At 71.1% G+C, this 14,690-nt stretch carries 18 protein-coding genes and 1 pseudogene; 12 read left to right on the forward strand and 7 right to left on the reverse strand.

Going from position 1 to position 14,690, the window contains the following annotated elements; all coding sequences use genetic code 11:
* Positions 1-186, reverse strand: a pseudogene (locus tag ACIOGZ_RS03025) (hypothetical protein); the annotation flags it as partial.
* A 31-nt stretch (positions 187-217) separates the two neighbouring features.
* Here ACIOGZ_RS03025 and ACIOGZ_RS03030 point away from each other — a divergent pair.
* Genes ACIOGZ_RS03030 through ACIOGZ_RS03045 form a run of 4 tightly spaced genes read left to right on the forward strand, consistent with a single transcriptional unit; the run spans position 218 to position 3,086 of the window.
* Positions 218-454, forward strand: a complete 237-nt coding sequence (locus ACIOGZ_RS03030) for a hypothetical protein (RefSeq protein ID WP_400984596.1) — start codon at positions 218-220, stop codon at positions 452-454.
* Positions 451-675 carry a hypothetical protein gene (locus ACIOGZ_RS03035; protein ID WP_400473492.1) on the forward strand — a complete coding sequence of 75 codons (225 nt, stop codon included), beginning with the start codon at positions 451-453 and terminating at the stop codon, positions 673-675. The genes ACIOGZ_RS03030 and ACIOGZ_RS03035 overlap by 4 nt, the downstream gene beginning before the upstream one ends.
* A gap of 34 nt (positions 676-709) precedes the next feature.
* Positions 710-1,363 carry a plasmid mobilization protein gene (locus ACIOGZ_RS03040; RefSeq protein ID WP_400473493.1) on the forward strand — a complete coding sequence of 218 codons (654 nt, stop codon included), beginning with the start codon at positions 710-712 and terminating at the stop codon, positions 1,361-1,363.
* The gene (locus ACIOGZ_RS03045) at positions 1,344-3,086 is read left to right on the forward strand and encodes a relaxase/mobilization nuclease domain-containing protein (RefSeq protein ID WP_400473494.1); all 1,743 of its coding nucleotides are present in this window, start codon (positions 1,344-1,346) and stop codon (positions 3,084-3,086) included. Before ACIOGZ_RS03040 ends, ACIOGZ_RS03045 begins: the two co-directional genes overlap by 20 nt.
* 100 nt (positions 3,087-3,186) lie before the next feature.
* Here ACIOGZ_RS03045 and ACIOGZ_RS03050 read toward each other — a convergent pair whose 3' ends face one another.
* Positions 3,187-3,480, reverse strand: a complete 294-nt coding sequence (locus tag ACIOGZ_RS03050) for a hypothetical protein (protein ID WP_400984600.1) — start codon at positions 3,478-3,480, stop codon at positions 3,187-3,189.
* 172 nt (positions 3,481-3,652) lie between these two features.
* Positions 3,653-4,123 carry a hypothetical protein gene (locus ACIOGZ_RS03055; RefSeq protein ID WP_400473496.1) on the reverse strand — a complete coding sequence of 157 codons (471 nt, stop codon included), beginning with the start codon at positions 4,121-4,123 and terminating at the stop codon, positions 3,653-3,655.
* A gap of 284 nt (positions 4,124-4,407) precedes the next feature.
* On the opposite strand from ACIOGZ_RS03055, the gene ACIOGZ_RS03060 reads away from it, so the two are divergent.
* The 6 genes from ACIOGZ_RS03060 to ACIOGZ_RS03085 all read left to right on the forward strand — a co-directional run bounded on the left by ACIOGZ_RS03060 (position 4,408) and on the right by ACIOGZ_RS03085 (position 9,951).
* Positions 4,408-5,211 (forward strand): hypothetical protein, encoded by an 804-nt coding sequence (locus ACIOGZ_RS03060; RefSeq protein ID WP_400473497.1) that lies wholly within the window; start codon positions 4,408-4,410, stop codon positions 5,209-5,211.
* Positions 5,212-5,323: 112 nt separating this feature from the next.
* A complete protein-coding gene (locus ACIOGZ_RS03065; RefSeq protein WP_400473498.1) occupies positions 5,324-6,619 on the forward strand; it encodes an MFS transporter in 1,296 nt (431 codons plus the stop codon).
* A gap of 45 nt (positions 6,620-6,664) precedes the next feature.
* On the forward strand, positions 6,665-7,933 hold the full coding sequence (locus tag ACIOGZ_RS03070; RefSeq protein ID WP_400984605.1) for an acetyl-CoA carboxylase biotin carboxylase subunit family protein: 1,269 nt from the start codon (positions 6,665-6,667) through the stop codon (positions 7,931-7,933).
* Between the two features lie 127 nt (positions 7,934-8,060).
* Positions 8,061-9,044: a hypothetical protein gene (locus ACIOGZ_RS03075; RefSeq protein ID WP_400473500.1), complete on the forward strand. Its 984-nt coding sequence runs from the start codon at positions 8,061-8,063 to the stop codon at positions 9,042-9,044.
* 110 nt (positions 9,045-9,154) lie between these two features.
* Complete coding sequence (locus ACIOGZ_RS03080; RefSeq protein WP_400473501.1) at positions 9,155-9,553, forward strand: hypothetical protein; 399 nt, start codon at positions 9,155-9,157, stop codon at positions 9,551-9,553.
* Between the two features lie 209 nt (positions 9,554-9,762).
* A complete protein-coding gene (locus ACIOGZ_RS03085; protein ID WP_400984609.1) occupies positions 9,763-9,951 on the forward strand; it encodes a hypothetical protein in 189 nt (62 codons plus the stop codon).
* 46 nt (positions 9,952-9,997) lie between these two features.
* Here ACIOGZ_RS03085 and ACIOGZ_RS03090 read toward each other — a convergent pair whose 3' ends face one another.
* Positions 9,998-10,279 (reverse strand): FAD-dependent monooxygenase, encoded by a 282-nt coding sequence (locus ACIOGZ_RS03090; RefSeq protein WP_400473503.1) that lies wholly within the window; start codon positions 10,277-10,279, stop codon positions 9,998-10,000.
* Between the two features lie 1,097 nt (positions 10,280-11,376).
* Here ACIOGZ_RS03090 and ACIOGZ_RS03095 point away from each other — a divergent pair.
* Positions 11,377-11,616 (forward strand): DUF397 domain-containing protein, encoded by a 240-nt coding sequence (locus tag ACIOGZ_RS03095; RefSeq protein WP_400473504.1) that lies wholly within the window; start codon positions 11,377-11,379, stop codon positions 11,614-11,616.
* 138 nt (positions 11,617-11,754) lie between these two features.
* Complete coding sequence (locus ACIOGZ_RS03100; protein WP_400473505.1) at positions 11,755-12,852, forward strand: helix-turn-helix transcriptional regulator; 1,098 nt, start codon at positions 11,755-11,757, stop codon at positions 12,850-12,852.
* Here ACIOGZ_RS03100 and ACIOGZ_RS03105 read toward each other — a convergent pair.
* The 3 genes from ACIOGZ_RS03105 to ACIOGZ_RS03115 all read right to left on the reverse strand — a co-directional run bounded on the left by ACIOGZ_RS03105 (position 12,849) and on the right by ACIOGZ_RS03115 (position 14,631).
* Complete coding sequence (locus tag ACIOGZ_RS03105; RefSeq protein ID WP_400473506.1) at positions 12,849-13,667, reverse strand: SAM-dependent methyltransferase; 819 nt, start codon at positions 13,665-13,667, stop codon at positions 12,849-12,851. The two genes, ACIOGZ_RS03100 and ACIOGZ_RS03105, sit on opposite strands and share 4 nt — an antisense overlap.
* 197 nt (positions 13,668-13,864) lie before the next feature.
* Positions 13,865-14,287 (reverse strand): hypothetical protein, encoded by a 423-nt coding sequence (locus tag ACIOGZ_RS03110; protein WP_400473507.1) that lies wholly within the window; start codon positions 14,285-14,287, stop codon positions 13,865-13,867.
* A 197-nt stretch (positions 14,288-14,484) separates the two neighbouring features.
* The gene (locus tag ACIOGZ_RS03115; RefSeq protein WP_400473508.1) at positions 14,485-14,631 is read right to left on the reverse strand and encodes a hypothetical protein; all 147 of its coding nucleotides are present in this window, start codon (positions 14,629-14,631) and stop codon (positions 14,485-14,487) included.
* Between the last annotated feature and the right edge of the window lie 59 nt (positions 14,632-14,690).

A 14,690-nucleotide genomic window follows, 5' to 3' on the forward strand; every position in this document is an offset into this window, starting at 1 on the left:
TCCGTCCGGTCCGGTGCCCTCGGCGGGTCCGTCCGGTCCGGTGCCCTCGGCGGGTCCGTCCGGTCCGGTGCCCTCGGCGGGTCCGTCCGGTCCGGTGCCCTCGGCGGGTCCGTCCGGTCCGGTGTCCTCGGCGGGTCCGTCCGGTCCGGTGCCCTCGGCGGGTCCGTCCGGTCCGGTGCCGCCCACCGGACGAAAGCGATTTCCGCTGGAGGCACTTGTGCCGGTCGCCAGGCAGGCCGCCGCGAAAGCCGGCCGCGTGAACCGGGACGTCGTCGCGGACGGCCTCCGGGAACAGGGCTACTCGATCAGCAACGAGCGCATGGGGAAGCTGCTGCTGATGATCGACGACGCGAAACCTCCACCGAAACCCGCGACCGACACCGCACACTCTCCGCATCTCGCCGCCCAGCGGCCCACTCCCACGCCCAACTCCTTTCCAAGGAAGCGCTCATGACCAGCACCAAGTCGAAGACCGCCACCCCGGACGCCCTGATGCAGCTCCTCCTGGAGCAGCGGCTCGTCCGCTCCGCTAAGGCCGCCAGCGACGGCAGCTGGCTGGTCCGCCGGACCGTCGGCGGCCCGAAGATCGTCCTGGAAAGCCCGGTCGAGGCCATGGACTACGGGCTCGGCGTGCTCCTCGACGCAAAGCTCGAACTGGAGGGCGCGGTCGCCTGAGTAGGCCAAGTGCCTTGCCCATGACCGCAGTTATGTGGCTGGCGGCTTGGCCCCTACGGCGCAGCAAGCTATCGCCAAAGCCGGGCTTACGCCCGACTTTGGCACTTGCCCTCGCCCCGGTGGGGGCGAGGGAGGACCGAGGACGAGTCGAGCGGGGGCGCTCGACTCGTCCTCGGCCACCGGCACCAGGGGGTGCCGGCAGGAGAATGAGGAGAAGAAGATCGAGACGCCGAGCGCTGCCGCCGAGCCGTCCGCCGCCGAACCGACCAGCGACGCACCCCTTGTACGTCGACCGCGCCGCCGCCACCGTAATCCCCAGAGTCGCACTCGCAAGCTGACTGTGCGTCTCAATGAAGACGAAGAAGCCGAGATCGCCGCCGCTGCCGCCAGCCGCGCTGTGACCGTTGGTCGCTTCATCGCGACCAGTGCCATCAGCGCCGCCCGCGGTCACAGCGCCGCCGCCGATCCGCAAGACCGCCTCGATCGCGCGGTCGACGAACTCGTCATCAGCCGAGCGCAGCTCGCCCGCGTCGGCAACAACCTGAACCAGTTGACGTTTGGGTTCCATGCCGCCGGCTACGTTCAGCCAGCAGAGCTGGCGCTCACCCTCGGTGCCGTCCGCAAGGCCGTGGTGGTCGTTGACGACACCGCCGCGAAACTGGTCAACGGTGGCCCGCTTGGTCCCTGACGTCAGCCGCGGCAACAAGACCTACGGGTTGTTGGCCTACCTCTACGGCCCCGGCCGGCGCGACGAGCACTTCGACCCCCACCTGGTGGCGAGTTGGGATGGCTTCGCGCCGGACCCGGGCCGCGACCCGAACGCCACCCTCAAGCAACTGGAGCAGGTCCTTGACCTGCGGGTCAACCAGCGCGGCCGACGGCGCCTGAAGAACCACGTCTGGCACTGCCCGGTGAGCCTGGACCCGGACGAGCGGCTGCTCTCCGACGAGGAGTGGGGCGAAGTTGCCCGCCGCGTCGTCGCCGCTGCCGGCATCGCCGAACCCGGCGACCCGGACGGCTGCCGCTGGATCGCGGTACGCCACGACCCCCGCCACATCCACATCATGGCCACCATCGTGCGCGGCGACCTGCGCGGTGCCCGCCTCCACAACGACGCCCAGCGTGCGCAGGACGAATGCCGAGAGATCGAGAAGGAGCTCGGCCTGCGCCAGCTCAACCCGGGAGACAAGACGGCAGCCAAGCGGCCCACCAGCGCGGAAGGACACAAGGCGGAGCGCCTCGGCCGCCCGGAACCCATGCGCCTGCAGCTCGGGGACCGGGTCCGCCAGGCCGTCGCCGGCGCTGCCGACGTAGCCGAGTTCCTCGGCCGCCTCGAAGCGGCCGGCCTGCTGGTGCGGCGCAAGGTCGGCCCGTCCGGCGACGTGCTCGGGTACTCCGTTGCCCACCCGGACGACCGCAACGCCCAAGGCGAGCCGATCTTTTTCAGCGGTTCGAAGTTGGCGCCGGACCTCTCCCTTCCGCGCATCCGCAAGCGGCTGGGCGGCGGTGTCCGGGCCGACGTCGCGATCGAGGCCCAGGTGGGCGACCCGGGGGCCGGTACGGCGCGAGCGCCGGGCTCCAAGGCCGCCCGGGCCCGCCGAGAGGCCGCCGCCGCGGTCGGCGACGCCACCCGCAGGATCGAGGAAGGGCCCGACGAAGACGCGGCGGCGCAGCTGGTCGGCGCCATCGAGATCATCGACGTCCTTGCCGTGCGCGCCCCGGCCGACACCAGGGCCCAACTCCTAGCGGCAGCACGGTCCTTCGAGCGGGCATCCCGCTCCCACGTCCGTGCCGAGCGGGCAGACAACCGGGCCGTCCGCACGGCGGCTCGCCAGCTGCTCAGCAGCGGCTATGCCGGGAACCGCGGTGAGGACGGCGGCACGGTCGCCATGCTGCTGTCGGCCCTGATCCTGCTGGCCATTGCCTCCGCCCGGTGGCACTCCGCTCGCTCGCATGCCCAGCAGGCTGCCGCTGCGAGTGCCGCGGCCGAGCAGCTCCGGGCGGCGTACGCCACGGTGGCCGCCCGCCCGATGGCCGCCATGGCCGCACAAGGCCGTTCCCTGCCGTCGCCTGTCCGCGAACGCCAGGACGCGGTCATCCGCGCCAAGCTGCCCGAGGCCCAGGTCGCCAGGCACGGCGGAACCGACTGGGACGCGCTCGCGGCCACCCTCGCCGAAGCGGAGGCGGCCGGCCACGACCCGGCCGCGCTCCTCGAGCAAGCCCGGGACCGCCGCGAGTTGGATACTGCGGAGTCCGTCACCGCCGTCATGGTCTGGCGCGTTCGCCGGATCGCGAAGCTGTCGGCCGCGCCCTCGGCTGAGCCCGGAAAGGCCGGCGCCCGTCCCAAGTCCGCAGGGCCTGCTGCCTCCGCGCCCGTGCCGCAGCGCCGGGGCCGGCCCAGCCGGAGCTGACCTTCCGGGGTCCTCTCGTGCACCCGCACGAGAGGACCCCGCCGCTGGCCGGTCGAGGCCGGAGTCTCGGCGGCTCGTTACCAGTCCTCTTCCAAGCTGCTCAGTCGCCGTAGCTGTCCGGGCTGTCCCCGTCCGGGAAGTTGAGGGTGTCCGGGCCGTCTCCGTCGGGGAACATGAAGGCGGAGAGAAATGGCTCGGCGCAGTAGCACTCGCCGCCACTGCAGTCCCGCGTCCCAGCGCAGCGGCCCAAATTGGGGAGTGGAGGCTGGGGCGGGAGCGGGGCAGGCCGTTGGACCCGGATCACGGCCGGGACCACCTCGCCGTCCACCCAGACTCCGCCCGCCAGCAGCTCGTAGCTGTCGGCTTCGCCCACGCTGTCGTTTTCGATCGTCATGGTCTACCTCCTGAGATCCGCCGACCGGCAGGTCGGCACCAATGCTTGCCGAAGGTGAAAGGGGACAAGGAAGGGGCCGACACCCTCCATTCGCTGTTCCAGGCAACCGAAGGCACGGTCGGCGAGCGCAGTTCCTGGTCGGCGGCGCCAAGACGGAACCGCGGTCGAGTGCTCAGAGCCGTACAAGCAGCACTGCCGAGATGATCAACGCCGTCCGGTGGAGGGCCTGATCGGCCAAGTACAGGCCATTGAGGCCAGCCGAGCGAAGGTCCGCGAACTGCGGTGAACCGAGCCGGCGGAGGATCCAGCGTACGGGCCACCGGCGGTCCAAGATCGCGTGAGTGGCGAACGACCAGGCCAGCGCCGTTGTCGAACCGAGCGCGGTCGCAGGGAGCGGCACGGCGATCCTGATCGCACCGTACAGGCCGACGAGGACCAGGTGGTAGCTCAGGCAGTGCGAGAGGCAGGCCCCCCAGCCACGGCGAGGACTCACGCCGGCGGCGACCTCCTCGTCGCTCGGGGCTGCCTTCCGTGCCGCCTGCCGGTCGGTTTGGCCCAGCACATGGTCGGCCAGCACATGGCCAACGCCGAGCACCACCATGACCGCGCCGAACCCTGCCAGGAGGTTCTGACTGGTGTCCATCGAGTTCTCCTTCTGTGATGGTGCCGAGCGGGATTCGCCCGGCACCGGAAATGCGTGAAGGGGGCCAGCACTTCGGTGCTGGCCCCCTTCACGCGGAGGTGGGAATGAGGGCTTGCCGTGCGGCGGCAAGCGGCCACAGCGGATGTGGCGGCGGGGCATAGCACAAGTTCGGCTCGCTACAGCGAGCCCGCTGGCCGGGACTCTGGTGATCCGCCCGCCGACGGATGCGATCGATGCTTCGTCGGCGGGCGTGCCAGTGCCCGACCGCAGCAGGAGGACCCGCCGTGCACACCGACCAGGTCACCGTCCTGATCACCGAGACCGGCGACGAGGTGAACGCCCACGTCAAGGGGCCGCTCACACCCCGGACGTACGAGACCGGCGACCCCTCGCGGTGCTACCGCGGCATCATCGACCCCCTGGAGAGCTACGGCCTGGAGTGCGTCGTCGACTACGGCGCGAGCGACTACGTGATCGCCGTCCTGCTGGCGGACGGCAGCCACCTCACGATCTCCCCGCCGGAGGACTGCGGCGACTACCGGCCCGGACCGCCCCGCAGCTGGCTCGTCACCCGTGACCACCCAGACAACCCGGACCTGTTCGAAGTCGCCTACGACAGCGAACCGCACGGCCCGCACGCCGCGAACGGCGGCAGCGTGGTGGGACTGCTGGCCGGGGTGTACGGGTTCCTGGACCGCATCGACCCGGGCTGGCGCAGGGCGGAGGCCACGCTGCTGCGAGCGGAGGCGCTGCTCCGGCAGGCCGGCTTCGTCAAGAACTTTTCAACGGAGCACACTTCGTACCGGCTGCCCGCCACCCTCGCCGAGTCGGCGCAGCGCCGGGCCGCCGTGGCCCGTGCTGTGGACGCACTGCGCGCCGAGGGGTACGGCGTCACCCGCACGACTCGCTCTCCCGGCCGTCTGCCCGCCGCCGGGAAACCGGTCGTCCTCGGAGCCCCGACCGCCGCGGTGCGGCACGAGGCCGCCCTCACGAGCACACCGTCCGCCGGGCCCGTCGGCGAACAGCGCGCAGCCCCAGCCGGACCGGCCCCCGCCGCCGCAGCCCCGCCCGGTGTCCACCGCCGCTGACCGTCTCCACCGCTACCGCCCGATCCGCACGGGCGGGCAGCAGCTACACCGACCCGCACAACGCCCAAGCCGGAGAGCCCTCTTGCCACTCTCGATCACGCAGCCCGCGGTCATGGAGCCGTCCCACCGTGTCCCGCGCCGTCCCCGGCAGAGCGACCGGGACTGGCTGCTGCGCTGCTACGTGCTGCGCGGCGCCGACGCCGTGGCGGGATCGGTGATCACCTACGCCGTACCGCTGCTGGTCCTCACCCTCACCCACTCGGTGATGTGGACCGGGCTGGCCTTCCTGCTGGAGTGGATGCCCAGGTTGTCGACCGTCGTGCTCGGCGGGGCGATGGTCGAACGCCACAGCCCGCAGACCGCCGTCCTGGCGACCAGCCTGGCGCGCGGTGTCGCCGCCCTGCTCACCCTGGTGGGGATGAGCCTCGGGCTGGGCGTGGTGGCCGTGCTCGCCTTCGGCGTCGTTGCCGGCATGCTGGCCGAAGGCAGCTTCCTGGCGGTCGAATCCCTCGGCGCCGAGGCGAGCCGACGCGCCGGCACCCAGATCCACCGGGTGCAGTCCAGGTACACCGCCATCGACCGCAGCGCCGCACTGCTCGGTCCGCTGCTCGGCGGCGTCCTCCTTTTCGCCGGGCCGGCCCTCCTGCTGACCACCGTCGCGGTCCTGTCTACCGTCACCATCACCATGGCCCTGGTCATGCACACCCAGCGTGCCCGCCCGCGCCTGGTCACCAGGGTCCACCGCGAACGAGCCCGCGACGCGCTCGCGGGCGGAGTCGACACCCTTGTGCGCACCCCCGCGCTCGCCTGGCTGATCGGCACGCTCGCCGCGGCGAACTTCGTCCTCGGTGTCCTGCAGGTCTCCACCCCGATCACCGTCGCCCAGGACCTGCACCGCAGCACCGCCGCCACCGGCCTGGTGTGGAGCGTCGCGGCCGGCACCTCCCTGCTGGCCGCCCTGGCCGCGAAGCCCGCCATCGACCGCTTCGGCCTGTTCCGCGTGATCCTGACCTCCTGCGTCGTCGCCTGCACCGCCGCCGGCGCCGCCGCCATCGCCCCGACCCTGACCACCTACACCTCTGCGGTGGCCACCGTGATGGCCGCCGAAGGCGCGGCCACCGTCGCCCTGCGCACCGCCCGCGCCCGGCTGATCCCCGCCCGACGCTTCTCCGCGACGCTGGCCACCTGTGTCCTGCTCGTCCTGATCCCGCTGCCGCTGGCCGGCCTGCTGGTCTTCGCCGTTCCGGCGGCCAACGTGAGGGCATTGCTGTTCGCCACCGCCGTGGCGACCACGGTCGCCACGGCCCTCTGCCTGGTCGGCCTCCACGGCCACCGGCACTCCTACGAGCACCCGGGCGCCGAACCCGCCGCGAAGACGGGCGAGGAACTCCTGGCCCAGGCCGGCTGACCAGCCAACCCCAACTCCCTTCCACCACTTGGAGAACAGCACCACATGACGACGACCGCCGCCCTTCCGGACGACGCCCGCGACGACGGGGTGCTCCTGGTCCTCGGCACCGGCGACCAGACGTTCAGCTCGTACTGCCTGGCCTCCGCCTCCAGGCACAGCCCGCTGGTCCTGGTGAGCGACGCCGAGCCGACCTGGCAGCAGCCCCATCTGCGCGACCACGAGGTCGCCGACCTCGGCGACCTCGAAGAGCTGCGGTGGGCGGTCGCCCGCCTCGCCGAGCGCCACGAGATCAAGGGCGTGGTGACCTGGGACGAGCACGCCCTCGTTGCCGCCGCGCACATCGCCACCGACCTCGCGGTGCCCGGCCAGTCCTCGGCGACCGCGACAGCCTGCCGCAACAAGGCCGCCTCCCGGGCGGTCTGGGCGTCCGAAGGCGTGCCGTCCGCCCAGTCGATCCGGGTCACCTCCCTGGTGACCGCCACCACTGCGGCCCGCCGCATCGGCCTGCCCGTGGTCCTCAAGCCGGCCTCCCACACCGGCGGCATCGGCGTCGTCAAGGTCGACCACCTCGACGAGCTGCCGGCCGCGTTCACTTACGCCAGCGCCCGCGCGAAGGGCCAGCGCCAGGAGGGCAGCGGCATCCTCGTCGAGGAGTACCTGGACGGCCCCGAGATCGCGGTGGAGTGCGTGACCTCCCACGGCATCACCACCGCCGTCGCCGTCACCCGTACCGAACTCGGTACCGGACCGCACTTCCAGGCGGTCCGCCACGTCGTCGCCGCCAGCGACCCGCTCCTTGTCGAAGTCGCGCCGATCGCCGAGGCGGCGCTGGATGCCCTCGGCGTCAACTGCGGCATCTCCCACGTCGAGATGCGCCTGACCACCACCGGCCCCAAGCTGATCGAGGTCAACGCCCGCCTGGGCGGAGACTTGGTGGGCCACCTGGTCCGCCTTGCCACCGGCATCGACCTCGCCGCCGCCGCGGTCGACATCGCCCTGGGTCGTGAACCCGACCTCACCCCCACCCGGGCAGCCGCCGCCGGCATCCGCCTGCTCCATCCGGCCACCTCCGGAACCGTCCGCACCGCGCACCCGCGCCCCGAACTCGGCACCCCCGACTGGCTGGAACGCCTCGTGTGGGAACTGCGGCCCGGCCAGCAGACCCTGCTGCCCCCGCAGGGCGATCCCGGCACCGCCCGCCTGGGACACCTGGTGGTCACCGGTACCGACGCCGCCCAGGTGCACGAGCACCTCGCCCACGCCGAGGGTCTGGTCGACATCGCCGTCGACCCCGGGCCGGCCAGCGGCTGACCCCGGCCGCCGGCGGGCCCGGTGCGCTGCTCACACCGGGCCCGCCGAGACCATAAACCGCCCACCCCGGCCCGACAACACCCCGCGCGCCGACGGGCCGGACCGAGAGAACCCAGGACCAGGACCCGTGGACCTCCACTCCTACGCCACCGCCCTCGCCACACACTTGCCCGGCACCTGGGCGGTCGAGCACCACCAAGACCTCGACCCGGACACGGCCGACATCATCGCCCTGCTCGCCATCGGCCCCACGATCGAGTTCGCCGACTTCCGGGTCGCCGCCGTCCTCACCAGCCCAAACCGGCCGATCGGCCTACTCGTCACCGAGAACCCGCACTCCACCGCGCACGCCTTCACGATCCGGTCGATCGCCCCGGCCGGCGCCAGCTCCTACGCGAACCACGCAGGCGGCGAGAAGCTCGAACTCCCTGGGCTGGGGGATCCGGCAGCCGCCGCAGCCGAGATCGAACGCGTCCTGCTGCCCCGCCACGACCAGCTCCTCGCCGACGACCGCCTCGCCGTGTTGGAGGACGCCCTACGGGGAGCCCAACAGGCGGTCGACCACTGGGATGCGATCTCCGACGGCCTGAGCGACGAGCAGGGCTGGCCACTGGACGACCAGCTCTACGGAGACGGCGTCGTGCGGCGTGACGCCGACGCCCTCCGCCATATCGAACACGTTCTCGAACATGCTCTGCCGCACGCCGACGCTCTCCTGCAGGACGGCTGGGCCGCCCAGGCCGCTCTTCCGCCAGGGCCGGCCGCCGACCGGGCCAGCTGGCAGCTGGGCGAGCTGCAGACCGCCTTCGTGAGCGCCGCCGAGATCCTCCACCGATGGAAGGGCATCCTGGCCCGGACCGCCACGGTCGACGGCTACAAGGAGGCGCTCGAAGAACGCAACGCCGAAGCGTGGCACGACGTGCACACCTGGCTCATCCACGGGCCGGCCCTCACTGCGCTACTCCGAAGCACTGCCGAACCTGGGGGCGCGATCCGAAGCGCTGCTGCGCAGGCTCGTTCCCTTCGGCGGGTCGCCGGTGGCCCGCCGGGCCAAGCCGAGCCCGGTCCCGGCCCGACGTCCGTCAAGCAGGCGCCGGAACAGCGACGATGATGAACCGTCCGACATCCCGGATGGTCACACCTGGATAACGGAATCCGGTTTCGGGAATAAAATCGGGCATTTGGTTGTTATACCGGCCACTTCTGATGAAAGGGCTGTACTTGTCGGATCTGCCGAGACGTCGTGACGACCACGAGCCGACGTTCCTCCCGCCGCTCGCCGATGCTGACCTCCACATCCCCGACTTCCCGATGGTTGTTCCGGAGCCCGAGCCCGGAAAGCCCGTCATCCGGGCAGTGCCGCACGCCGACGAGCTGAACCCGCGCGGAACCGTGATCACCTGCGAGCACTGCAAGGCCCGCCGCGACTGGATGCTCCTGAACGTTCGCGAGCAGGTGTTCGTCCGCTGCCGCTGCTCGCATGAGTGGCTGGAGCGGGACCTGACGGTCGACTACTTCGACCAGTACTTCTCCCATCCGGAGAAGGTGTGGGACAACTTCGAGGTCGCCATGACCTCGACCGGCTACGACGGCGCCTTCGCGGGGATCTATCTCAACTAATGAGCGGTATTGCAGTGGATGCAACATAAGCCGCATCTCGCGAAGGGCTCTGACCTGTGGTTTTCCGAGGGGATCAGCGTCGGGCTGATCCCCTCGGGCGGGCTCCACCTTGGGTGCGTAATCAGATGCAACGATGTTGCGTTGGATGCAACATGAGTCGAGCGGTTGATTTTCCGGGTGCCGCCCAGCTGGTGCTGGCTGGTGGCGCCGTGCATCTGGACCCTGAGCCAGCGGTCTTCGAGTCGATGCTGGACGGCTGGGTGCTGCAGCAGAAGGCCCGCTTCCTGGACTGGGAGCAGGCGATCAAGCCCCGGTTGAGGCTTATTCGCCGGTTCGCGGAGTTCACCAACGAGGCGGCGGTCACGGTCCGCATGGTCCCACGGGTGACGCTCCGGTAGGAGCGGTTTTGCCCGGAGCGGGAGAGGTTCGCGCCACGTTGGTCATCTACACCAGCAGCGCCACCGCAAGGTCCGCTACCAGTGCGGTGTTGGCGCCGATGCCCAGGGCGGGGCTCATGGCGTGGACCGCGTCGCCCGTGACCGTGACGTTCGACGGCTCCCAGGCGTCGACGGGCACACAGCTGCGGCACTTGAGGGCCTGCACGGTGGCGGTGTCCCACGGCCGGACGGTCTCGACCAGGGCCGGGTGCCAGGCGGCGACGCGCTCCAGCACGTGCGCCTTGAGCTTCTCGGGCCCGGCGGTGAACAGTTCGCCGTCGGGGAGCATCCCGTCGGCGAGGGAGTTGAAGATGCTCAGAGCGTAGTCGGCGGTGGCCTCGCGGCCGGAAGGAGGCGTCCTGCTCGGCGATCAGCGGCGAGGTCGGGTCGGTGCGCTCCAGCGGGCCCAGGGTCAGCCCGGTGAAGTCTGCGGCGTAGGCCAGCGAGACGGTGTTGAACAACTGCGGGGGCAGCTTGGCCTTCGCAGCGTCGGTGAGATGGATCTTCGCGGCGATGTGCCGGGAACCGAGGTCGGCGGCTTCGACTCGGGGCAGGCACTGGGCGCTACGTCGGCACCACGTCGATCAGCGGCACGTGTTCCTGGTGACGACCGCATAGCGGGCCCCGTGGCGTCCCTGAGCCCGGCGGCAGTAGCTGCCGGGAACGTACGGCCGCCTCGGGCAGCAGCGGTAGGCGGAACCGGTGGCCGGCGCGGCGGTCCTCTGCCGTTCACCCAGCGGGAGAGGCCCGGGGGCGAGCAATCCAGGGGAAGGAGGAGCGCCGCCCGCCCCGGGCGTCCGCACTGGCCCCGTACTGCGCAGTGCCGCGGTTCGCGACAGGCGAAGACGGCCGCCCCAGGGATCCGGCGCCGGCGCGAGTCCCGTGACAGCAGCCCTCCGGAAGAGCGCCACTGGTAGCAAGGGGTCAGGGCCGGCAAGCGGGTGGCGACGCCGAGCACCGTGAAGCACTGCATCACCACGCCGGCGAGGGCGAGAGGCCCGTGCAGAACAGTCGGCGCCTGCTGTGGACCGCTGTGGTCGACCGGGAGGCAGAAGGGCGGTTCGTCACCGCAGGCCGTACCGAACGGTCTCCGCTATGTCGGGCGGGCGCGCACCCGTGGGCCCCGGTGCCGGCGCTGGCCTGGCCAGCCCGGTCCGAACACGTGCCGTCCTTCCGGAAAGTTCGCAGCATGCGGGCGAATTTAAAAAGATAATCGCCATTCAAATCCCCCGTTCGGCCGGTGCGGTGTTCGAAAATAAATGGCTAGCATTCATGGCTCATGGGGTGCTGCAATTGCAGCACCCCAGGCCGCCCGAGGGATGTCCGAGACAATCCCCGATCACACCCGAAGGCTGCCGGTCAAGTACGTCGAATGCGGGAGGTCACATGCAGGACTTCACCAATGGAATGTCGGCCGCGCTGATCGAGGATGTCGCCTGGATCAAGGCCCAGGCCAGCTACGGAGACGGCGGCGAGTGCGTCGAACTCGCCGGACTGCCGACCGGCGACGTGGCCATCCGCAACTCCCGCGACCCGGAGGGTGCCACCCTCATCGCCACGCGCGGTGAGATCCGGGCGTTCCTCGACGGCGCCAAGCGGAACGAGTTCGACCACTTGATCGCCTAAAGGAAAATCCAAGGTCAGATAAGTCAGATTAGCTTCATATTCTGACCGGGGTACTTCCGTGTGACGGCACGCGGGCGCGGCATGTGGGAGTATGTAGGCCATTGGTGTCAGGCCACCCGAATCGCCTACGGAGTCCGCGTGTCGTCCATTTCCGAATCCGCCGAATTGCCCGCCGGTGAGCGCCCTGCCGGCAGCGGCACGCCCCAAGGCGAGGATCCACTCCAGCCCGCAGAAGGCTCTGGCGGCCACAGTCTCGCCGCCGTCCTGTCGCTGAACCCTCGTGCCGACATGACGGCGCCGCCGGTGCAGGACACACCCACGGCGGACCGGGTGGTCTTGGGAGAACGCCTGCGCCGGGCCCGCGACCGGCGGGGCCTGTCCCAGGAGCGGGCGGCCGCGCACGGCAAGATCCTGCTGCCGGAATCCAAGTTGTCGTACTCGACGCTGTCGCGCATCGAGTCCGCCAAGACGCCGGTCTCCAAGGAGATCGTCACCGCCCTTTCCGAGGTCTACGGGCTCGACGCCAGGGAACTGCGGGAGCTGCTGGACCTGGTCGAGCGGGGCCGACGACTCGAATGGTTCGAGACCCCGGAGTGGGAAGGCGCGGTCGCCCCGCACTGCAGTACCTACCTGGGGCTGGAGCCGGTCGCCCGGGAGCTGCGCACCTTCCAGACCACGATCATTCCCGGGCTTCTGCAGACGCCGGGCTACGCTCGCGGCATCGTCGCCGGCCACCACCTGGCCGTCGACGAGGAGCGCGCTAAGCACAGGGTCCGCGCCAGGATGGAGCGGCAGCGGCGCTTCTTCGCTTCGCCGCCCGCGCGGACGGTCCTCGTGATCAATGAGCTCGCGCTGCAGCTGACGATCGGCAGCTCCACCGTCATGGCGGCGCAGGTGCGTCACTTGCTGCACGTGGCGGACATGCCGAACGTGAAGGTGCGCGTCGTGCCGCTCGACCAGACCATCGCGACGCCCGTCAGCGGCCTCACCCACCTGATGTTCCAGCCCGAGGGACCGCCCGAGATGGTCTACATCGAAGGCCTGAGCTCGTCCACCTACCACCCGGCCGACACCGGGGAGCCCAGCGCGCGCAAGAAGGTGCGCAAAGGCAAGAATGCCAGCGCGGACATGGAGTCCTACGTTCAGTTGGGGCTGAAGATCAGCCAGGGCGCGGCCCACCGGCGGCGCAGCATGGACATCCTGGCGCGGGCGTTGAAGCGGTTCGAGGGGCGCTAGTCGGCCGGCCGGGGGTACGGGATGCGGGCGAGGCCCCCGTACTGCTGCCACTGGCTGGAGCGCAGGGCCCGCTGAAGGGCCGAGTCGGGGCGCCAGTCGGCGACGTCAACCAGCCCGGGCTCTTCGAGGGCCAGGCCGTCGAAGTAGGTGTCGACCTCCCAGCGCTCCCGTACCCGGCCCCAGAGTTCGCCGGTCTGCTCGGCCATGATCCTGGTGACGTCGCCGCGGAGCTGCGGGTCGTCGCTGACGACATGGCTGATGGCCACGAAGCTGCCCGGGGGCAGCCGTTCGACGATGCGTCGTACGACGCTGCGTGGCCGGGCGGAGTCCGGCAGGCACTCCAACGAGGCGACGAACAGGACGGCGGTCGGCTCGTCCGGGCGCAGCAGTTCCTTGACAGCCGGGTGCTCGAAGACGCCTTCGGTGTCCGTCATGTCCGCGTTGAGCATGGCGGTTCGGTCGTTCTCGTCCAGAGATTCGCGGCCGTAGGCGATCGCGATGGGGTCGTTGTCGACATAGACGACGCGCGACCTCGGGTCGACGGCCTGGACGATCTGGTGGACGTTGAGCGTCATCGGCTGACCTGAGCCGCAGTCGAGGAACTGGCGGATGCCGTACTCGGCGGCCAGAGCTCGCACCGCGCGGTGCAGGAACGAGCGGTTGGCGAGTGCGAGTGCGTCTGCGTCCGGTACCCGCTCGCGCAGGCACTCGGCGGCGGCGCGGTCGGCGTCGAAATTCAGGCTCCCGCCCGCCAGTACGTCGTAGATGCGTGCCGAGCTGGGCACGGTGACGTCGATCTCACGTTTGGACCCCACAACGCCCCTCGCTCCTGGCAACCATCGCAGGCCGCACGGCTGTTGAGCGCCCATTGTAAAGATCGCATGACTGAAAGCGCCACGGGTCTGATGGTGCGTCACCCAAAGGGGGTGGCGCGCAGCGTGGCGCTGGACAGTTCTGTGCGCCGTCACCCGCCCGCGCACAACGTGTGGCGGGCGGGTGACGGCGATGTCGCTCAGGTCCTGGGCGGCCTCCCTTCCATGTGGGAGGGCGCCCCGGCGGCGATCAGCCGGTCGGCGCTGCGAAGCCCCGCCCTCACCGCGCCGGGGTCCGTGCCCATCAGGCGGGCCGCGTCGGAGGCCGACAGGCCCAGCCCGTGGTGGAGGAGGGCGGCATCGGCCAGGGGGTCCGGCAGGTGGCGGTGCAGCACGTCGACCGGCCCCTGCCGCGGCGCGGTGGCGTCGGGGCGTGGGCGGTGTGCGGTCACTGCGGCGCGCAGCACGCACCAGGCGTCGCCGACGGGCGAGGGACCGGCCAGCAGCGCCGCCCAGCGTGCGTGGGTGTGGGCCAGTGCCTCCTCGACGGCGGCCGCGCCGCTCGCGCCGTCCCTCAGCCGGGCCGTGGCGTAGTCGAGGTAGCGGTCGTACACGAGGGCCACGAACGCCAGGAATCCGGCGTCGGGTCCGGTTCGGCGGGCGCGGCGGGCTGGGCCCGGGGCGGTGCCGGGCCCAGGGAGTGATGCCTCTGGCATATTCAGGTCCTGGGATGGCCGTTGAAATCCGGCGTGCGAGCCGGGCGTGGGGGGTGCGCGGGGTGCGGGGAACGGCCGCTGGCCGATCCCCGCACCAGCGGACGTCAACGCAGCGTCAGCCGCCACCAGGTGACCGCGTTGTCGCGCGAGAGCGTGCCGAGGGCGAGCACGGCGACGTACCGCTCGGCGCCGTCCAGCACGAGAAGGGCCCCCAGCAGGGCCAGCGCGTTGAGGAGTGCGGCCACGGGCACGCGCGCCCCGAACACCTCGATGACCCGCCCACAGGGGTGCTGCGGTCCCACGGGCGGCG

The organism is Kitasatospora sp. NPDC088160 (assembly GCF_044741445.1).
In the GTDB taxonomy this organism is placed as follows: domain Bacteria; phylum Actinomycetota; class Actinomycetes; order Streptomycetales; family Streptomycetaceae; genus Kitasatospora.